Genomic DNA, 17,919 nt, shown 5'->3' on the forward strand with positions numbered 1-17,919 from the left:
CCCCCACCGACCGGACGGAAGGTCTGGCCGGTGGGTGGGAGCCCGTCGGGGGACTCAGGACTCCAGCGCGGCGTCCAGGGTGATGTCGACGCCGGTGAGGGCCTTGCTCACGGGGCACTGCTCCTTGGCCTTCTCGGCGGCCTGCACGAAGGCGGCCTCGTCGAGCCCGTCCACCTCGCCGCGGACGGTGAGCGTGATGCCGGTGAGCTTGAAGCCACCGGCCGGGTCCTCGCCGAGCGAGACGTCGGCGGAGACGTCGAGCGCCTGCGGGGTGCCACCGGCCTCGGCGACGAAGGCCGAGAGCTGCATGGCGTAGCAGGAGGAGTGGGCCGCGGCGATGAGCTCCTCGGGGGAGGTGGCGCCGCCGGCGTCCTCGGCCGAGCGCTTCGGGAAGGACACGTCGTAGCTGCCGGCCTTCGAGCTGGCCAGCTCGACCGTGCCGTTGCCGTCCTGCAGGGAGCCGGTCCAGGCGGTGCGTGCGGTGCGAGTGGGCACGATGGGTCCTTTCGTCGGGGTTGCGCTGTCGTGGGCGTCAACCGGAAGGTATGCCGAGGCATTCCGAGCGCCGAGGCGCGGGCATACCCTCCGGGGCCGGGACAGACCTGACACGATGGGCGCATGCTGAGCGTCAACATGGTGACCATCGACTGCGTCGACCTGGAGCCGATGGTGGAGTTCTGGACCCAGGCGCTGCAGACCGAGGTGGCCGTCGACTGGGGCGACTTCGTCGTCCTGCGGGGCGAGCCGGCGGTGGGGCTGCAGCGGGTCGAGGAGGTCACGCCCGGCAAGAACCGGCTGCACCTCGACCTCTCCGGCGGTGACCGCGCCCCCGAGGTCGCCCGGCTCGTGGAGCTCGGCGGCGACGTCGTGCGGACCCACGACGTGGACGACTTCGGCTGGACGGTGATGGTCGACCCGGCGGGCAACGAGTTCTGCATCAGCGACCCGCAGGGGACGGGCGACGACGACGACGGCTCGGACGAGCAGGGGGAGACGGCGCAGGACGACACCGAGGCGCGGGACCGGCACGCCGACGAGGTGGCCGACCAGACCCCGGAGGAGCGGGCCGCCGGTGACGCCGCCGCGGCGCAGGCCGCGAGGGACGACGCCGCGGCGGACGAGCGATGACCGAGGCCGTCCCGGAGACCGGAGCCGGGGGCGACCCCGCCCCGCTCGTCCTGCTGCACGGCGTCGGCCAGGCGCCGATGGCCTGGGAGGACGTCGTCGTCGCGCTCTACGGCAGCCGGCGGCTGCTCACCCCGTGGGTGCCCGGCTTGCGCCCGACCGAGCAGCGGGTGCTGCCGCTCGACGACGCGGTTGCCGCGCTGGACCAGCAGCTCATGCTCGAGGGGATGCAGGGGGTCGACCTGTGCGGGCTGTCCTACGGCGCAATGGTCGCGACCCGGCTCGCGGCGGACTTCCCCGAGCGGGTGCGGCGGCTCGTGCTCATCGCCGGGCAGGTCCGCCCGCCGCGGATGCTCATGCGGGCCCAGGGCGCCGCGCTCAGGCTCGTGCCCGCGTCCCGCCTGGCCGACGCCGGGGTCTCGAAAGAACGGCTGCTGCAGGCGCTGGAGGTGGCGCGTTCCGCCGACCTGACCGACGCGCTCCCCAAGGTGCAGGCGCCCACGCTCGTGCTCGTCGGCGCCAAGGACAAGGCCAACCAGCCGGGCGCGCGGGCGCTGGCCGACGGCATACCCGGGGCGCGGCTGCGGATCGTCGAGGGCGCCGGCCACGCCCTCAACGAGGACGCCCCCGCCACCCTGGTCGACCTGCTGCGCGACTTCCTGGACGCCTGACGTCCCTCAGATCCCGAGGAATTCGCGGATGGCGGGAAGCTCGCGGCGGGCCTGCGCGAGCCCGGCGTCGTAGCTCGCGCGCAGCTTGGCGACGTCGCGCTCGCCGTTGCCGACCGGCATACGCTCCGGCACGAAGAGGTATGCCGCCCCGCTCGCCTCGAGCTCCCACAGCTCCTCCCGCACCGCGTTGTAGCGCTCCGCCCGCAGCGCCATCGCCTCCGGCACCGCGGGGTAGCGGCGGAAGTGCCGCCGCAGGTAGCCCAGCCCGCGCTGCGGCGTCTTGCGGTAGCCGCGCTCCTGCGTCAGCACGACGAGGAACTTCTCGAAGCCGTCGGCTCGCGCCGCGTCCAGCGGTATGCCTCCGGACGGGCCGAGCGCGCCGTCGACGTAGACCCTCCCGTCGATCGTCACCGGCGGCATGACCACCGGCATCGTCGAAGACGCCCGCACCCGCACCATGAGGTCGCGCATCGTCGCGAGGTCGTCGCGGCCCCAGTAGACCTGCTCCCCGCTGACCGCGTCGAAGGCGCCGATCCGCCGCTGCGCCGGGTGCGCGGCGAAGGTCGCGAAGTCGAAGGGCAGCGCCTGGTGCGGGAGGGCGGTCTGCTCGTAGATGTACTCCGCGTCGAACCACCCACGACCCCGCGCGAAGCTGCGCCAGTCACCGAAGCGGGGGTCGGCCGCGAAGTCGGTGAAGCTGTGTCGGGCGCGCCAGGCGTCACGCGACAGCGTGTTGCAGGTGTTGCTCGCCCCCGCCGAGATCCCACCCACCCAGCCCAGGTCGATCCCCGCCTCGAGCAGGGTCACGACCACCCCCGAGGTGTATGACGCCCGCATCCCTCCACCCTCGAAGACCAGGGCGGTGTCGCCCACCAGACGCCGCTGCTGCTCGGTCACGCAGGTCAGCCTAGGGGCTCAGGCGCCGGGGCTCGGACCACGGCCTGGGCCACCGGCAACGGTGACCTGCACGCCAAGAACCTGTCCGTCCTGCAGCGTGACGGCGAGTGGCGCGTCGCCCCGGTCTACGACGTGCCCAGCACGGTGCCCTACGGCGACCCGACCGCAGCGCTGCCCCTGGCCGGGCGCCGGGAGAACCTCACCCGCAGGGCCTTCCTCGAGCTCGCCGACGCCGTCGGGCTGTCGACCCGCGCCGCGAGCAGCGCTCTCGACGAGGTGCTCAGGGTCACGGCGCAGGTGGTCGAGGACGTGGAGGGCGCAGCGATCAGTCTGGACCCGCGCCGCCGCAGCGACCTCGTGCGCACCCTGCGGCGACGCCGTCGCGACCTCGGCGCCTGATCAGCAGCAGCAGGTGCCGCCGGTGCAGCCGCACCCGCCGCCGGAGGGCGCGCAGCACCCCTTGCCCTGCCAGGCCAGCACGCCCTCGCGCAGCGCGATGCCGGCGATGACCAGCCCGGCCAGCGGGTCGGCCCAGGACCAGCCGAGCGTCGCGTTGAGCAGGAGGCCGACGAGCAGCACCGCAGAGAGGTAGGTGCACAGCAGCGTCTGCGTGCCGTCCGCGACCACGGCGTTGGAGCCCAGGGCCCGGCCGGTCCGTCGCTGCGCCCAGGACAGGACCGGCATGACGACGAGGGAGGCGACGGCGAGCCCGATCCCCACCATCGAGGTCTCCGCCTCGCGCCCCGAGACCAGCGCTCGCACCGACTCCACCGAGACGAGGGTGGCCAGGGCGAAGAAGGCGATCGCCATCATCCGCAGCGCCTGCTTCTCCCGCTCCTCGGGCAGGCGGTGGCTGAATTGCCACAGCACGATGAGGCCGCTGCTCACCTCGACCACGGAGTCCAGGCCGAAGCCGACGAGGGCGACGGACCCGGCGACCAGACCCGCCGCGATCGCGACGACCGCCTCGAGCACGTTGTAGACCACCGAGGCCAGCGCGAGCAGCCTCGCCCGCCGCTGCAGGGTCCGGCGGCGGCCCGCCGCGCCGGGCGTCACTAGCTCGACCGACGTCATCGCCGCACCCCCGGTCCGCTCGCGGGGCACAGCACGACGGCGTCGCCGGTGGCGGCGAGCAGCTCCTCGGTGGCGGCGAGGAGCGAGGTGACCAAGGTGGGATCGGTCACGCTGAGCATCGTGGACCGGCCCACGCTCCGGGCGGACACCAGCCCGCAGCCGCGCAGGCAGGCGAGGTGCCCGGACACCGTGGACTGGGCCAGGTCGAAGTGCTCGGTCAGCTCCCGCACGTTGTGCTCGCCGAGCAGCAGGTGCCGCAGGATCGCCACCCGCGAGGGGTCGCTCAGCCCGTGGAAGAGCGCCGCGGCACGGACCGCCGCGTCACGCTCCGCCGTCCGCGTCGCCGCGTCACGCTCCGCGCCACGGACCGCCGCCTCACGCTCCGCCGCGCGGTCCGAGGCCAGCGCCGCGCTCATCGCACCGACCCCGCGTGCTCCCCGGCGCGCGGCCGGTCGACCCCCACGCCCGGCACGAAGCGACTCACCGAGGCGAGGTAGTCGGCATACCCCTGCCCGTGCGTGCGCCGCAGGTAGGGCTCCTCGACGACCCGCACCTGGAGCTGGACCGCGACGACGAAGAGGACCAGGCCCAGCAGCGAGCTGAGGGTGGGGACCATGAGGAACAGCCCGCCGACGGTGAGCACCATCATCGTGAAGATCGGGTTACGGGCGACCCCGAACGGCCCGGAGGTCACGAGTGCGGTGCGCTCGGAGTCGTCGACGCCGACCCGCCAGCTCGCGCCCATCGCCAGCTGCGTCCACACGGTCCCGGCGATCCCCGCCAGCGTCAGCGCGGTGCCGAGCGCGGCGACCCACGGCCGCTCCAGCGTGACGATCGGCGTCCAGCCCGCGATCGCGTCGACCGGCCCGAGGGCGACGAGCAGCGTGGCGAGCCCGAAGGTCAGCCCGGCCCACCACTCCACCGACAACGCCCGGCCGCTGAACCCCCGCAGTCCGTGGTCACCGGTGCGCCGCCACTGCACCCAGCTGCGCCAGCCGAAGCCGATCCCGGCATACAGCACGAACAACCCCAGCGCGAGCCACCCCATGGCCGCATCCTTTCATCGGAGAAACCGATGATAGCGGCTCTCAGCGATCAGTGGAAGCAGCGCGCATCAGCCGCGGGCCGCCAGCTCCGCCCGGGAGGACAGCACGCAGAACTGGTTGCCCTCGGGGTCGGCGAGCGTCACCCACCTCGATGAACAGCAGGGTATGCCCGGTCTCCGGGTCGTGGACGTCGGTCCCGGGAGGGGGCCGCGGGAAAGGCCCTGGCCGGTAGCGTCGGAGCCATGAAGGACTACTTCGCGGGGACGACCGCACCAACCGCGAGCGCATGCTCGCCGGGGACCTCTACATCGCCGACGACCCGGAGAGCGCGCAGGTCGCGCAGCGGGCGCTGCGGCTGCAGGCGGAGTATGCCCGGCGCACGGCCGAGGAGCCGGACACCGCCCGCGAGGTGCTCGAGGAGCTGCTCGGCGAGCTGGGTGAGGACGCCTACCTCAAACCGCCGGTCTACTGCGACTACGGCGTCCACACTCGGGTGGGGCCACGGACCTTCGCCAACTACGGGCTGGTGCTGCTCGACGTCGCGCCCATCACCATCGGTGCCGACTGCCAGATCGGGCCCAACGTGCAGCTGCTCACCCCGACGCACCCGGTCGAGCCCGAGCCGCGCCGCGACAAGCTCGAGGCCGCCGAGCCGATCACCCTCGGCGACAACGTCTGGCTGGGTGGCGGGGTCATCGTCTGCCCGGGCGTCACGATCGGCGACAACACCGTCGTCGGCGCCGGGGCTGTCGTCACCAAGGACCTCCCCGCCGACGTGGTCGCCCTCGGCAACCCCGCCCGGGTCGTCAAGCAGCTGTGACCTGCTCGGCGACCCGCCGCGCCCACTGACCCACGCCGATGAGGGTCGCCGAGGCCGGGCCGCACCAGTCGCCGTAGCCGAGGAGGAACAGCCCGGGCACCCCCGGCACGGTGGGCGTGCCGTCGGTCAGGACCTGCCCGTCGCGTCGTGGCAGGTCGAGTCCGGAGAGCCAGGACAGCTCGGGCCGGAAGCCGGTGCACCACACGACCGCGTCCAGGGGCCGCTCGACCCCGTCGGCACCGACGGCCCCGTCCCGGGTGAGGCGCCGCACCATCGGCGTCGCCACGAGGCCGCCTGCGTCGCGCGCCGCCCGCACCGGCGGCACCGCCACGATGTCGCCGAGCCCGCCGACACCCTCGCCCTCGCCGCGCAGCCGGGCGCTCGCGACGCGGAAGAGCTCGCGCCCGTCGACGTGGTCGGGCAGGTAGCGCGGCTCGCCCAGCGTCGCCCACGTCACCTCGGCGACCGGGAGGAGGTCGGCGGCGATCTGCGCGCCCGAGTTGGCCCCGCCGATGACGAGCACCCGTCGACCCGCGAAGGCGCGGGGACCGGCATACCGTGCGCTGTGCACCTGTCGACCACCGAACTCGGCGAGCCCCGGGACCGACGGGACGAACGGCCGCGACCACGTGCCCGTCGCGCCGATCACCGCGCGCGCCTGCCACGCCCCCGCGTCCGTGGTCACCTCGAAGGCGCCGCCGCGGCGCCGCACGTCGAGCACGCGGACGGGCCGTCGCACGGGCACGTCGTAGCGTTCCTCGTAGCGGGTGAGGTAGTCCACGACGTGGCTCGCGTCGGGGTTGTCGGCGCCCTCGACCGCGGGCATGCGCCAGCCGGGGAGGGAGGAGTAGGCAGCGGGGGAGAAGAGCCGCAGCGAGGGCCAGGTATGCCGCCACGCGCCGCCCGGCTCGTCCGCCGCGTCGAGCAGCACGTGCTGCACCCCGTGGCGACGGAGGTAGAAGGACGCGGCGAGCGCCGCCTGTCCACCGCCGACGACGAGCGCGTCGGTGTCGGCGGAAGTCACCGGGTCAGGCTAGGGGACGAGCTCGGGCTCGCGGTCGTGCTGCCGCTGACCGGCGCCGACCGGGGTGCGGGGCCGGACCGGACGCGGTGCCGGGGCCGGTCGGGTGACCGAGACCAGCCGCGGGCGCACCGCCGCCTCCCGGCTGCGCAGGACGCGCTCCCACAGGGCGCGGGTGCGGCGACGCAGCAGCCACTGGTCGGCGTCGATGACGGCCCGGAGCACGATGGCGCCGGTGAGCATGCCGCCGATGAGGTCGGAGGGCCAGTGTAGCCGAGGTAGTAGGCGACGGCGACCGCGTTGACCGTGATGAGCGCCAGCACCCAGCCGAGACGCCGCCTGACGCGGGAGTCCGGGTGGGAGTAGATGACGATGAGGTAGGCCGCGGCGCCGTAGATGAGGATCGCCTCGGCGGCGTGGCCGGAGGGGTAGGTCATGCCGTACCAGCCGTGCTCGGCGGCGCCCCCGTTGAAGAAGCGGCCGGAGACGTCGTCGGCCTTGGGGGAGGTGCGCGCGAGGACGATCTTGAGGCCGCCGACCACGCCGTAGAACCCGGCCTCGACCGCGCCGGCGATGAGGATCGGGCGCCAGGTGCGGTGCTTCCAAGCCAGGGTGAAGGCGACCGCCAGCAGGATGGGCAGGCAGACCGCCTGTCCTGCGACGGCGTTGGGGACCTGGTCGAGGAAGTCGGTCCAGCGCGGGGTGAGCTCGTCGGACCAGAAACCGTGCAGGGAGCGGTCGAACTCGCGCAGCGGGCCGGCGACCAGAGCCGTCACCAGCACCAGCATGCCGATGAGCACCGGCAGACTGGTCAGACGACGAAAGGTCAGCATTCTTTACCCCACGGTAGTTGGATTCCCTGTGATTTCCCTGATGCGCTCCCCTGGGCATCCTGGCATCCCTAGGATAGCGAACTTCGCAGGTCAGTGCTTGTGGAGACGGATTGTGGCGGTGGTCACAGAAATCTGACGACGCGGGGGCGTGGCACGATGCGAGGTATGCACCTGGTGGAATTCCTGAAGCACGTCGCCGCCGGTCAGCTCATCGAGGCGGGCTCGGACGCGCACGCCTTCATGCACGGGGCGAGCCAGGAGGCGCTGCGCGTCGTGGCCGAGCTGAACGGCGCATACCACCCGCCGGAGGAGGTCCGGGCGCTGCTCGGCGAGCTCACCGGGCGGGAGGTGCCCTCTTCGGTGACCGTCTTCCCACCGTTCTACAGCGAGTTCGGCAAGAACCTGGTCCTCGGCGAGGGCGTCTTCGTCAACATGGGCTGCCGCTTCCAGGACACCGGCGGCATCACGATCGGCGACCGGTCGCTCGTCGGGCACGGCTCGACGATCACCACGCTCAACCACGGCGTGGACCCTGCTCGGCGTGGCGACATGATCCCGGCCCCGGTGCGGATCGGCCAGGACGTCTGGCTCGGCGCGAGCGTCACCGTGGTGCCCGGCGTGACCATCGGCGACGGCGCCATCGTCGGTGCCGGCGCGGTGGTCACCAAGGACGTGCCCGCCCGGACGGTCGTCGCCGGGGTCCCTGCACGGGTGGTCCGCTCGATCGACGACTGAGCAACGGGCATACCCCTGGGCGTGCCGACGCCGCGCCAGTCGAGACCGGCTCCAGCGTTCACGTGAACGCTGGAGCCGTCGTGGGCCGGAGTGTCGCCGGGACAGGCGCCTCGGCCGGCTCACACCAGCGTGACGGTCACGTGCCGACGAGCGCTCGCCGCGAGCCCACGGTCACGGGTCCACAGCGGGCACCCGAGCGCGGCGGCGACGGCGACGTACGCGGCGTCGTAGCTGGTCAGGTTGTCGCGGAGCGTCCAGACGTGGGCACGAAGGGCGGCTGTGCTGGGGTGTCGGCGCAGGGCGAGGTCGTCGAAGTCGGCGAGAGCGTCCTGCGCGCGGTGGACGCTCAGGTGCCCGCCGAGGGTCAGGCCGCGAAGCGCGCTGACGACCTCGTGGTCGACGAGGTCGGGTGCGTGGAGCACCTCCGCGGCGAGCTTGGACCGGAGAGGAGCCAGCTCGCGCTGGGTGAGGGCGTCGACGACCACCGAGGCGTCGACGACGATCATCGGGAGTCGCGGTCGGCGCGGATGATGTCGACGGCCGACACGGCGCTCGACTCCGACCGCGCGTCCACCCTGGCCAGGACCTCTGCGAGATCGGGGGTGGCGACCTCGCGCTGGAGGAGATCGCGCAGGTATGCCGTCAGGCTCTGGCCGCGCCGGGCCGCGCGGGCGGCCAGCTCGTCGCGCGTCGCGGGATCGACACCGCGGATCTGCAGCAGGGTGGATGCCATGCATACAGATTACATCCACACGGGTGCACGACCGGGACGAGCCCCGGCTACCGTGAGGCGGGTGAGCACCCCGGGCGACGAGACCTATGACGTCGTCGTGGTGGGTGCCGGGTCGGCGGGCGCCGTCGTGGCGCACCGGCTGACCGAGGACGGTTCGCGGCGGGTGCTGCTGCTGGAGGCCGGTGGGCGCGACATCTCGCCGAACGTCCGCATCCCGGCGGCCTTCTCCCGGCTCTTCGGGTCCTCGGCCGACTGGAACTACCGCACCACGCCGCAGCCGGAGCTCGCTGGCCGCTCGATCTACTGGCCGCGCGGCAAGGTGCTCGGCGGCTCGTCCTCGCTCAACGCGATGATGTGGGTGCCGGGCTTCGCCGCCGACTACGACCGCTGGGCCGAGCTCGCCGGTCCGACGTGGGGACCGGACGAGGTCGCGCCGCTGCTGCAGGGCACGCTCGTCTCGGTCGAGGAGCAGCGCGACCCGAGTCCGCTCACCCGTCGCTTCCTGCAGGCCGCCGGCGAGGCCGGGTTCGCGGTCGAGGAGGCCAACGCCGCGGCGCCCGACGGCTTCGCGCAGACCCGCGTCACGCAGCGGCGCGGCGCGCGCTCGAGCACGGCACAGGCATACCTGCGACCGGCGCGGCAGCGCCCCAACCTGGACGTGCGCACCCATGCGCACGTGACGCGGGTGACCTTCGAGGGCCGGGTGGCGACCGGGGTGGAGTATGCCGTCGGCAGGGTCCGGCGGGCCGCGACCGCGCGGCAGGCGGTCGTGCTCTGCGGCGGCGCGGTCAACACGCCGCAGCTGCTCATGCTCTCGGGCATCGGCGCCGGCGCCGAGCTTCAGGAGCACGGCATCCCGGTGCTCGTCGACGCCCCCGAGGTCGGCAAGAACCTGCGCGACCACCTGGTCGGCGGGCTCATCGCGCGCACCTCGGCGGACACGCTCGCGTCCGCCACCTCGGCGGCCAACCTGGCGCGCTACGTGCTGCGGCGACGCGGGATGCTCACCTCCAACATCGCCGAGGCCTACGGGTTCGTGCGCTCCCGGCCAGAGCTGGACGATCCGGACCTGGAGCTGATCTGGGCCCCGGTGGCGTATGCCGACGAGGGGCTGCACGGCATACCGGAGCACGGCGTGACGCTAGGCCCGATCCTGCTCCAGCCGCGCAGCCGCGGCACGATCAGCCTCGCGTCGGCGGACCCGTTCGCGCACCCGGTGATCGACCCCCGCTACCTCAGCGACCCCGAGGGTGCGGACCGCGCGACCCTGCTCGCCGGCCTGGCGATCGCCGAGCGGATCCTTGCCTCACCTGCGCTGCGGGCCGTGACGGACGGCACCTACGTGCGCCCGGTCGGTGGCGAGCGGCTCAGCGCTGAGGAGCGCGCCGCCGTGGCGCTGGAGCAGCACGCGCACACGCTCTATCACCCCACGTCGACCGCCCGGATGGGCACCGATGCCGCGTCGGTGGTCGACCCCGAGCTGCGGGTGCGCGGCGTCGAGCGGCTGCTCGTCGCCGACGCCTCGGTGATACCCGAGATCATCCGCGGGCACACGCACGCGCCGAGCGTGGTCATCGGGGAGCGCGCGGCACAGCTGCTGCGGGCGTCGAATGGGCGCTTCTGAGCTCGAGGAGGGCCTCCGAGGTCACGCCCGGCGTGCGGCCTCATCGTGGGAATGCCCTCGACCACCACGCGCACAGCCGCTGGACCGCGGTCACCCCCACGTCACCACGTCCACCCCGTGCCCGGGCGCCCGGGCGAACTTCTGGTCATCGGTGAGCAGCCGCATACCAAGCGCCTCGGCCAGCACGATGTAGAAGGCGTCGTAGGCGGTGGCGTTGTGCCGGAGCTCCAGGACGCTACGCTGCATCGGCGCCATGGGGTAGCGGATCAGCGGCAGATCGGCGAAGTCGGTCACCATCTGCTCGGCGCGCTTGTCGCTGGTCCGCGTGCCTGGCTGTGCGCTGATGAGCAACCCCCGGATCGCGGACGCGACCTCGGCGTCGATGAGCGCTGGGGCGTGCAGGTGCCGCTCGGCACGTAGGTGGTCGCGCAGCGGGGCGTCACCCGGTCGGTTCTGCAGCAACCGCACGACGAGCGAGGCGTCGACGACCGTCATCGGTGGTCGGCGTCGATGGAGTCCCTGATCTCGTCGCTGGTGGCACCCTGCGGTTCGCGGGTGCCGATGCGGTCCAGGACCTCGGCCATGGAGGGCCGCGTGACGTCGTCGTGGATGAGCTCGCGCAAGTAACTCGAGAGCGACATGTTGCGCGCAGCCGCGCGTGCCCTCAACGTCCGCGCGTCGGCCGCCGGGACGTCGCGCACCTGGATGATCTCGCTGGACATGGCGCTACTCTACAGCGTCTTCATGAAGTATGCATGCAGTGGCTGAGCTCCAGCAGGACCGCTGCCATACCTCCGCCGTCCGATGAGCCGCAAAGGTCGATCAGCCGCTCGGCGGCAACGCCACCAGGTCGAGGGCACCCTCCAGGCCGGCGAAGTCGTCGGGGTTCCGCGTCAGCAGCGGTATGTCGTGCCGCACCGCCGTGGCCGCGATCTGCAGGTCCATCCGCCGCGGACGGGGGTTGCGGCCATGCTCGCGGACCAGGGTGGCTAGGGCTTCGTAGTACTCCGCCGCGAGCAGGTTGAAGGGGAGCACGTCGAAGACCTCGAGGATGCTGCGGATGCGCTGGCGTCGCCGGGTCTGCTCCACCAGGTCGTCGGTGGCCGTGATGCCGTAGTGCAACTCCCCGACGGCAATGACCGGCACCGCGAGCTCGTCGGCGTGGTCGCGCAGCTGCGCGGCGGAGGGCGGCTCGATGATGGCCGAGGTGTCGAGCAGGGCACGCCGAGCGGCCGTGCTCATGCGCCGGTGCTCTGGCGCGCCCACGGGTCGCGAGGAGTGTCGTCGTCCTGGCGGATGTCTGCCAGCCAGCGGCGGGCGTCGTCTCTGCTGAGCGGCGTGTAGGCCAGTGCGTCGAGGGCGTCGGCGGCAGGCACGAAGGCACGCCGGCCCGTGTCGCGCTGGTGGGGGACGACGTCGGCGACCGCCCGGCCGTTGACCGTCACCACGAAGGACTCCCCAGCCGCCACGCGACGCATGATGACGGCATTGTCGTTGCGCAGGTCGGACTGGCGAATCTCTGTGGTCATAGCGTTATCGTAGCGAATCTGTAGCTACCGGGCTCTCGATCTCGTCCACACGGCCGGCGTCTGGCTGATTCAGCACCTGCGTCTTGTCCGCCAGCGGAAACTGATGGCGTCACCAGACTCCTGTCGCCATGATCGAGGGATGGCGGAGGCGTCGCGCACCTGGTCCACGGAGGACGGGGTTGTCCTGCGCGACGTTGCGCCCGGACGGGGCCTGGTCGCTTCGCCTGCCGGACGCGGGCCCGTCGGTCTGGCGTCGGCTGCTGCACCGCGCGACCGTCGAGCTCCACGGACCGCTCCTGGCGTCGTGCCCCGCGAACCTCGATCCGGAAACTGCCGCGACGCTCAGCGATGCCGGCTTCGAGCGGATCCGTCAGGAGGTGGTCTGGCGCCTCTCGCTGGCTCGGCTGCGCGCACTGCCCCGAGTGCACACCGAGCACCGTCTCCTGCCCGTCACCGAGGTCGATCTCGCGGAGGCCGCGGCGCTCGACAACCGCATCCGGCACGACATACCAGGCACCCAGGCGTGGACCGCGAGCGCCGAGGAGTTCCGTGCCACGCTGGACGATCCGGAGTTCGACCCGGCTCTCTACCGCGTGGCTCGGCACCCTGGGACGGGCAGTCTGGACGGTCTCATCAGGGTATGGAGTCGCTCACCGGAGCCGCGCCTCGGCTGCCTCGGCGTGACGCGGCCCTGGCGGCGGACCCGCCTGGCGCTCGCGCTCGTCCAGGACGTGGCCCGCACCTTGGAGAGCCGGGGCGTCACGCACCTCGTGACCGAGACCGACACCACCAACCGTGACTCGCACGGCATGGCCGCCCGGCTCGGGGGCGAGGTGCAGAACGAGACGGTCGAGTGGCGCCGACCTGCGTGAGAGTTCGACGAGGCGCGCGACGAGCGCGGGCGAGCGGCCAGGGTGGCGCGGGTCAGGCCAGCGGGTTGACCCACCGGACCTCGGGGAAGCGGGCGAAGTCCGAGTCCGCCGAGACCACCGCGACGCCGTGCTCGAGAGCTAGCGCTGCGAGCTGGGCATCCGGGACGAGGTTTCCGGTGACGTGGTGCCGCTCGGAGATCTCTGCGTAGGCCGCGACGGTGCGACCGGTGGTGGGCGGCACCCAGACCGTCGGGGCGGCCAGCCAGCGGTCGACATACCCCTGCGCGGCCGTGGCCGAGAGAGGGTGCTGGGCGATGCGCGGATGGGTGGCGATCCGCAGGAAGGCGCCGATGGTCTGCCACGGCAGGCCGATGCGTTCATGTCCCGAGACGGCATCCGTGAGCCAGGCCGACGCGCCGTCCCAATATGGGCTGTCCTCGTCGATGGCGTAGAGCAGCATGTTGGCGTCGACGATCACGGCGCCTCGTCAAGCAGGTCGAGGACCTCGCCGATGTTGCGCACGTCGACCTTGAGGCCGAGCTTCGTCGAGTGGTGCTGGTAGGGGGACGGCGGCTGGTCGGGTGCGGACATGCCGCGACGGGCGAGTGAGTTCACCGCCTCGCTCGGGCCCATGCCACGCTCGCGCCGCAACCGGTCGACCTCCGCTGCGACATCATCGCTCAACGTGATCGTCGTCCTCATGCACTCACGCTAGCATCATGATGCGGCCTCAGCAGAGGGGAGAGGGCAACTCCTTTCAGGCAAAGTCGTCGCGCACGATTGACCCACCGTCCTGGGGCGACGTCGACAGGAGAGTTCAGGGCCCGAGCAGCGCGAGCGGGACGACGGCCACACCGTCACGCCGCCGATACGCGCGACTGCCGGTCGAGAGCACCAGCGTGTCCACGCAGTCGGCCCCCATCTTGTCGCGCAACCAGTGCAGGTGCTTGACATCGGCATCACCCACCTCGCGAGACCACTTGACCTCGACTCCCAGGACTTGGCCCTCGGGGCCCTCGACCACGAGGTCGACCTCGCGATCACCCTGACGGGTGCGAAGATGTCCCACGCGGGCGCGCGCCCGCTCGGCAGCCACGCGCACGGACAGAGTGGCCAGAGACTCGAAGAGCGGACCCGTCAGAGCCCGTCCCCGAGTTCCCTGCAGCGAGGCGGCGCTGTGTCTCAACATGCGAGCGGCGAGCGCCGGATCGACGAGCTGATGCTTCGGGCCGACCTGCAGCGGCGCGAACGGGTTGGCCGAGGGGCTCCAGCCCGGGACAGGGTCCAGCACGAAGATGCCCGTGAGGTGGTCTCGATAGGTGATCGTGGTGGTCTTGGCCGGTTGCGAGCCATCACCAGCGGTCGAGGCGTCGAGGATCTTGGAGTAGGCCGTGGTGCTCGACGACGCTGCAGCGTAGGCGGTGAGCCAGCGACGCAGCGTCTCCTTGCGACGCACCTGCACCCCGCTCTCCGGCAGGTCGCGGTCGATGATGGCCGCCACATAGGCGTCGAGCAGGTCCCGCTGCACCTCGGGAGCGGCCGCTCGGATGCCAGGGAAGCCACTCTCGGTGATCTGAGCGAGGTAGTCGCCAGCTCGGAACGTAGTACTGCCCGACACGTCGCTCGAGCCCGTGAGCAGCCCTGACAGGCTGACGCTCCACCGCGTGGCCCCTCGCTCGAACAGTGCCATGGGTCGCATCCGGCGCGTCAGGATCCTCCCTGCGCCCGAATGCGTGTCCACACCAGACCTCAGTCCGGCGCTCCCCGTCAGCAGGGCAGAACCTGGATCGGCGCCCGCGTCGACCCATCGTCGCACGACGTCCCAGCTGGCTGGGTGCCGCTGCCATTCGTCGAGAAGGACCGGGGTGGCCGTGTCTCGAATGGCCCGCGGATCAGCCTGAAACGCCGCGAGGTCGTCGGGGTCGTCGAGGAAGTAGGTGGTGCGCGCGCGCCGCCGCGCGGTGTCGGTCTTCCCGACGCCCTTGGCGCCCTCGAGGGCGATGGCAGGAGAGAGCGGCAGGAGTCGATCCAGCTCATCGTCCATCGCTCTGCGTTGGTAATCCACGGGCACTACACTACTCTCAGTCGCCTTGTTACGCTACGTTTAGTCGCATCGCTGCACTACTGTTGGATGTTCTCCCGTGCGAGCGCGACCGCACACGGCCAGGCGGGGAACAATCTGGTCGACACCACAGTTGAGCCTAGTGAACTCAACTTCACTGAGCCTTGGCTTGACAACACGCCGGCCACTCACCAGAGTTGAGTGCAGACGTATCAACCCGGGCGCACGAGGTGCGCCACGACATTCCAAGGAGAGCAGTTCATGGGACGTGCAGTCGGAATCGACCTCGGCACCACCAACTCGGCCGTCGCCGTGCTGACCGGTGGCGAGCCCGAGATCATCGCCAACGCCGAGGGTGGGCGCACCACCCCCTCCGTCGTCAGCTTCGCCAAGAACGGCGAGGTGCTCGTCGGTGAGGTCGCCAAGCGGCAGGCCGTCACCAACGTCGACCGGACCGTCCGCTCCGTCAAGCGCCACATGGGCACCGACTGGAGCACCGAGATCGACGGCAAGAAGTACACCCCGCAGGAGATCAGCGCCCGCACGCTGATGAAGCTCAAGCGGGACGCCGAGTCCTACCTCGGCGAGGACGTCACCGACGCGGTCATCACCGTGCCGGCCTACTTCGACGACGCCGAGCGGCAGGCCACCAAGGACGCCGGTGAGATCGCGGGCCTCAATGTCCTGCGCATCGTCAACGAGCCGACTGCAGCGGCGCTCGCCTACGGCCTCGACAAGGGCAAGGAGGACGAGCTCATCCTCGTCTTCGACCTCGGTGGTGGCACCTTCGACGTGTCCCTCCTCGAGGTGGGCAAGGACGCCGACGACGGCTTCGCGACCATCCAGGTCAAGGCCACGCACGGTGACAACAAGCTCGGTGGTGACGACTGGGACCAGCGCATCATCGACCACCTGGTCACCACGGTGAAGAACCAGTCGGGCGTCGACCTCAGCAACGACAAGATCGCGCTGCAGCGGCTCAAGGACGCGGCCGAGCAGGCCAAGAAGGAGCTGAGCTCGAGTTCGAGCACCTCCATCAACCTGCAGTACCTCTCCATGGGTGAGAACGGCCCCATCCACCTGGACGAGACCCTCACCCGCGCGCAGTTCGAGCAGATGACCTCCGACCTCCTCGACCGGGTGAAGCAGCCCTTCGAGCAGGTCATCCAGGACGCCGGCATCAAGGTCGACCAGATCGACCACGTCGTCCTCGTCGGTGGCTCGACCCGTATGCCCGCCGTCGTCGACGTCGTCAAGAAGATGACCGGCGGCAAGGAGCCCAACAAGGGCGTCAACCCGGACGAGGTCGTCGCCGTCGGCGCCGCCCTGCAGGCCGGTGTCCTCAAGGGCGACCGCAAGGACGTGCTCCTCATCGACGTCACCCCGCTGAGCCTGGGCATCGAGACCCAGGGCGGGATCATGACGCGGCTTATCGAGCGCAACACCGCGATCCCGACCAAGCGCTCCGAGGTCTTCACCACGGCCAGCGACAACCAGCCGTCGGTGGGCATCCAGGTCTACCAGGGTGAGCGCGAGATCGCCGCGCACAACAAGCTGCTCGGCAACTTCGAGCTCACCGGCATCGCCCCGGCCCCCCGCGGCGTCCCGCAGATCGAGGTCACCTTCGACATCGACGCCAACGGCATCGTGCACGTGTCCGCCAAGGACCGTGGCACCGGCAAGGAGCAGTCGATGACGATCTCCGGTGGCTCCGCGCTGCCGAAGGACGAGATCGAGCGGATGATCAAGGACGCCGAGGCGCACGCCGAGGAGGACAAGGCTCGCCGCGAGGAGACCGAGACCCGCAACACGGCGGAGCAGCTGGTCTACTCGACCGAGAAGTTCCTTGCCGACTCCGGCGAGCAGGTGCCCGCGGACACCCGCGGCCCGGTCGACACCGCGCTGACCGACCTCAAGGACGCGCTCAAGGAGGACAGCGGCGCCAGCCTGGACGACATCAAGGCCAAGATGGAGACCCTCTCCACCGAGAGCCAGAAGATGGGCTCGGCGATGTATGCCGCGCAGTCCGAGGGTGCGCAGGGTGACGCCGGTGCTGGTGCCGGCTTCCCCGGCGGCGCCGAGGGTGGCCCCGACGCCGGTGCCCAGCAGGGCTCCGACGAGGACGTGGTCGACGCCGAGGTCGTCGACGACGACGAGGACACCAAGTGACCGACCAGCCGCACGGCACCCACCCCGAGGGCGCTCCCGACGAGGAGCGCCCCGGGGCGGGCCCGGTCATCCGGGACAAGCGCCGCATCGACCCCGAGACGGGCAAGCTGCGGCAGACGACGGAAGGTGCAGGGTCTGTGACCGACGAGAAGGACGAGCAGGGCGCGCCCGAGCAGCAGGTGACGGAGGAGGGCCAGGCCCCCGAGGCTGGCCCCACCGCCGACGCCGCTGAGGGCGCCGAGAGCGACACCCACCCGGACACCCTCCTGGCCGCGGAGCGGCTGGAGGAGATGCGCCGGATGCAGGCGGAGTTCGTCAACTTCCGCAACCGCACCCAGCGCGAGCGGGAGGCCGACCGCGGCCGGGCGACCGGCGCCGTCGTCGAGGCGTTGCTGCCGGTGCTGGACGACGTGCACTCCGCCCGGGAGCACGGCGACATCGCCGAGGGCAGCCCGTTCGCGGCGATCGCCGACAAGTTGGAGCAGGCCCTGGGTCGCTTCGGCGTCGAGCGGGTCGGCGCGGTCGGCGATGTCTTCGACCCGACCGTCCACGAGGCGCTGATGCACCTGCCGGCCGATCAGGCCGATCTGCCCGAGGACGCGACCGAGATGACGATCGTGCAGGTCATGCAGCCCGGCTTCAAGGTCGGCGAGCAGGTCGTGCGCGCTGCGCGCGTCGCCGTCGCGGACCCGAGCTGACGGGCATACC

At 71.7% G+C, this 17,919-nt stretch carries 25 protein-coding genes; 9 read left to right on the forward strand and 16 right to left on the reverse strand.

The genetic code is table 11. The features are described from left to right. Window positions 1–54: 54 nt before the first annotated feature. Window positions 55–495 (reverse strand): OsmC family peroxiredoxin, encoded by a 441-nt coding sequence (locus FU792_RS01375; protein WP_022925330.1) that lies wholly within the window; start codon window positions 493–495, stop codon window positions 55–57. A 123-nt stretch (window positions 496–618) separates the two neighbouring features. Between FU792_RS01375 and FU792_RS16590 the strand changes: the two genes are divergently transcribed. Together FU792_RS16590 and FU792_RS01385 are read left to right on the forward strand one after the other, a co-directional pair. Further along, window positions 619–1,128: a VOC family protein gene (locus FU792_RS16590; RefSeq protein WP_022925331.1), complete on the forward strand. Its 510-nt coding sequence runs from the start codon at window positions 619–621 to the stop codon at window positions 1,126–1,128. Continuing rightward, window positions 1,125–1,796 carry an alpha/beta fold hydrolase gene (locus FU792_RS01385; RefSeq protein ID WP_022925332.1) on the forward strand — a complete coding sequence of 224 codons (672 nt, stop codon included), beginning with the start codon at window positions 1,125–1,127 and terminating at the stop codon, window positions 1,794–1,796. Before FU792_RS16590 ends, FU792_RS01385 begins: the two co-directional genes overlap by 4 nt. Window positions 1,797–1,802: 6 nt before the next feature. On the opposite strand, the gene FU792_RS01390 is transcribed toward FU792_RS01385, so the two are convergent. Continuing rightward, entirely contained in the window at window positions 1,803–2,693 is an 891-nt protein-coding gene (locus tag FU792_RS01390) for a patatin-like phospholipase family protein (RefSeq protein ID WP_022925333.1), read from the reverse strand. On the opposite strand from FU792_RS01390, the gene FU792_RS01395 reads away from it, so the two are divergent. After that, on the forward strand, window positions 2,682–3,092 hold the full coding sequence (locus tag FU792_RS01395) for a HipA domain-containing protein (RefSeq protein WP_272943995.1): 411 nt from the start codon (window positions 2,682–2,684) through the stop codon (window positions 3,090–3,092). The two genes, FU792_RS01390 and FU792_RS01395, sit on opposite strands and share 12 nt — an antisense overlap. Here the strand turns inward: FU792_RS01395 and FU792_RS01400 are convergent, their stop codons facing one another. Genes FU792_RS01400 through FU792_RS01410 form a run of 3 tightly spaced genes read right to left on the reverse strand, consistent with a single transcriptional unit; the run spans window position 3,093 to window position 4,815 of the window. Further along, entirely contained in the window at window positions 3,093–3,767 is a 675-nt protein-coding gene (locus FU792_RS01400; RefSeq protein WP_028131074.1) for a cation diffusion facilitator family transporter, read from the reverse strand. Further along, window positions 3,764–4,183, reverse strand: a complete 420-nt coding sequence (locus tag FU792_RS01405) for an ArsR/SmtB family transcription factor (protein ID WP_022925336.1) — start codon at window positions 4,181–4,183, stop codon at window positions 3,764–3,766. Before FU792_RS01405 ends, FU792_RS01400 begins: the two co-directional genes overlap by 4 nt. Beyond that, the gene (locus FU792_RS01410) at window positions 4,180–4,815 is read right to left on the reverse strand and encodes a methyltransferase family protein (protein WP_022925337.1); all 636 of its coding nucleotides are present in this window, start codon (window positions 4,813–4,815) and stop codon (window positions 4,180–4,182) included. Before FU792_RS01410 ends, FU792_RS01405 begins: the two co-directional genes overlap by 4 nt. 284 nt (window positions 4,816–5,099) lie before the next feature. Here FU792_RS01410 and FU792_RS01415 point away from each other — a divergent pair, with 284 nt between their 5' ends. Next, a complete protein-coding gene (locus FU792_RS01415; protein ID WP_149814486.1) occupies window positions 5,100–5,633 on the forward strand; it encodes a sugar O-acetyltransferase in 534 nt (177 codons plus the stop codon). On the opposite strand, the gene FU792_RS01420 is transcribed toward FU792_RS01415, so the two are convergent. Together FU792_RS01420 and FU792_RS01425 are read right to left on the reverse strand one after the other, a co-directional pair. After that, window positions 5,620–6,657 carry an ArsO family NAD(P)H-dependent flavin-containing monooxygenase gene (locus FU792_RS01420; RefSeq protein ID WP_022925339.1) on the reverse strand — a complete coding sequence of 346 codons (1,038 nt, stop codon included), beginning with the start codon at window positions 6,655–6,657 and terminating at the stop codon, window positions 5,620–5,622. The two genes, FU792_RS01415 and FU792_RS01420, sit on opposite strands and share 14 nt — an antisense overlap. After that, window positions 6,654–7,487, reverse strand: a complete 834-nt coding sequence (locus tag FU792_RS01425; protein ID WP_149814487.1) for a phosphatase PAP2 family protein — start codon at window positions 7,485–7,487, stop codon at window positions 6,654–6,656. Before FU792_RS01425 ends, FU792_RS01420 begins: the two co-directional genes overlap by 4 nt. 165 nt (window positions 7,488–7,652) lie before the next feature. Here FU792_RS01425 and FU792_RS01430 point away from each other — a divergent pair, with 165 nt between their 5' ends. Next, entirely contained in the window at window positions 7,653–8,222 is a 570-nt protein-coding gene (locus tag FU792_RS01430; protein ID WP_022925341.1) for a sugar O-acetyltransferase, read from the forward strand. Window positions 8,223–8,341: 119 nt separating this feature from the next. On the opposite strand, the gene FU792_RS01435 is transcribed toward FU792_RS01430, so the two are convergent. Further along, window positions 8,342–8,728 carry a type II toxin-antitoxin system VapC family toxin gene (locus FU792_RS01435; RefSeq protein WP_022925342.1) on the reverse strand — a complete coding sequence of 129 codons (387 nt, stop codon included), beginning with the start codon at window positions 8,726–8,728 and terminating at the stop codon, window positions 8,342–8,344. Next, window positions 8,725–8,955: a FitA-like ribbon-helix-helix domain-containing protein gene (locus FU792_RS01440; RefSeq protein WP_022925343.1), complete on the reverse strand. Its 231-nt coding sequence runs from the start codon at window positions 8,953–8,955 to the stop codon at window positions 8,725–8,727. Before FU792_RS01440 ends, FU792_RS01435 begins: the two co-directional genes overlap by 4 nt. Window positions 8,956–9,016: 61 nt before the next feature. Between FU792_RS01440 and FU792_RS01445 the strand changes: the two genes are divergently transcribed. After that, window positions 9,017–10,579 carry a GMC family oxidoreductase gene (locus FU792_RS01445; RefSeq protein WP_022925344.1) on the forward strand — a complete coding sequence of 521 codons (1,563 nt, stop codon included), beginning with the start codon at window positions 9,017–9,019 and terminating at the stop codon, window positions 10,577–10,579. Between the two features lie 90 nt (window positions 10,580–10,669). On the opposite strand, the gene FU792_RS01450 is transcribed toward FU792_RS01445, so the two are convergent. The 4 genes from FU792_RS01450 to FU792_RS01465 all read right to left on the reverse strand — a co-directional run bounded on the left by FU792_RS01450 (window position 10,670) and on the right by FU792_RS01465 (window position 12,108). After that, entirely contained in the window at window positions 10,670–11,074 is a 405-nt protein-coding gene (locus tag FU792_RS01450) for a type II toxin-antitoxin system VapC family toxin (protein WP_022925345.1), read from the reverse strand. Next, window positions 11,071–11,301: a hypothetical protein gene (locus tag FU792_RS01455; protein WP_022925346.1), complete on the reverse strand. Its 231-nt coding sequence runs from the start codon at window positions 11,299–11,301 to the stop codon at window positions 11,071–11,073. The genes FU792_RS01450 and FU792_RS01455 overlap by 4 nt, the downstream gene beginning before the upstream one ends. A gap of 100 nt (window positions 11,302–11,401) precedes the next feature. Beyond that, a complete protein-coding gene (locus FU792_RS01460) occupies window positions 11,402–11,821 on the reverse strand; it encodes a type II toxin-antitoxin system VapC family toxin (RefSeq protein WP_033418955.1) in 420 nt (139 codons plus the stop codon). Continuing rightward, entirely contained in the window at window positions 11,818–12,108 is a 291-nt protein-coding gene (locus tag FU792_RS01465) for a type II toxin-antitoxin system Phd/YefM family antitoxin (RefSeq protein ID WP_022925348.1), read from the reverse strand. The genes FU792_RS01460 and FU792_RS01465 overlap by 4 nt, the downstream gene beginning before the upstream one ends. A 128-nt stretch (window positions 12,109–12,236) precedes the next feature. Here FU792_RS01465 and FU792_RS01470 point away from each other — a divergent pair, with 128 nt between their 5' ends. Further along, window positions 12,237–12,980, forward strand: a complete 744-nt coding sequence (locus FU792_RS01470) for a GNAT family N-acetyltransferase (RefSeq protein ID WP_157609207.1) — start codon at window positions 12,237–12,239, stop codon at window positions 12,978–12,980. Between the two features lie 52 nt (window positions 12,981–13,032). Here the strand turns inward: FU792_RS01470 and FU792_RS01475 are convergent, their stop codons facing one another. From FU792_RS01475 to FU792_RS01485, 3 genes are all read right to left on the reverse strand, one after another. Then, the gene (locus FU792_RS01475; protein ID WP_022925350.1) at window positions 13,033–13,458 is read right to left on the reverse strand and encodes a TA system VapC family ribonuclease toxin; all 426 of its coding nucleotides are present in this window, start codon (window positions 13,456–13,458) and stop codon (window positions 13,033–13,035) included. Continuing rightward, window positions 13,455–13,682: a ribbon-helix-helix protein, CopG family gene (locus FU792_RS01480; protein WP_022925351.1), complete on the reverse strand. Its 228-nt coding sequence runs from the start codon at window positions 13,680–13,682 to the stop codon at window positions 13,455–13,457. The genes FU792_RS01475 and FU792_RS01480 overlap by 4 nt, the downstream gene beginning before the upstream one ends. Window positions 13,683–13,797: 115 nt before the next feature. Then, window positions 13,798–15,024 (reverse strand): ATP-binding protein, encoded by a 1,227-nt coding sequence (locus FU792_RS01485; protein ID WP_237740036.1) that lies wholly within the window; start codon window positions 15,022–15,024, stop codon window positions 13,798–13,800. Between the two features lie 279 nt (window positions 15,025–15,303). On the opposite strand from FU792_RS01485, the gene dnaK reads away from it, so the two are divergent. After that, on the forward strand, window positions 15,304–17,211 hold the full coding sequence (gene dnaK, locus FU792_RS01490; protein WP_022925353.1) for a molecular chaperone DnaK: 1,908 nt from the start codon (window positions 15,304–15,306) through the stop codon (window positions 17,209–17,211). Next, complete coding sequence (locus FU792_RS01495; protein ID WP_022925354.1) at window positions 17,208–17,909, forward strand: nucleotide exchange factor GrpE; 702 nt, start codon at window positions 17,208–17,210, stop codon at window positions 17,907–17,909. Before dnaK ends, FU792_RS01495 begins: the two co-directional genes overlap by 4 nt. The last annotated feature ends 10 nt before the right edge of the window (window positions 17,910–17,919 follow it).

Origin of the sequence: Serinicoccus marinus DSM 15273 (assembly GCF_008386315.1) — a bacterium.
GTDB classification, from domain to species: domain Bacteria; phylum Actinomycetota; class Actinomycetes; order Actinomycetales; family Dermatophilaceae; genus Ornithinicoccus; species Ornithinicoccus marinus.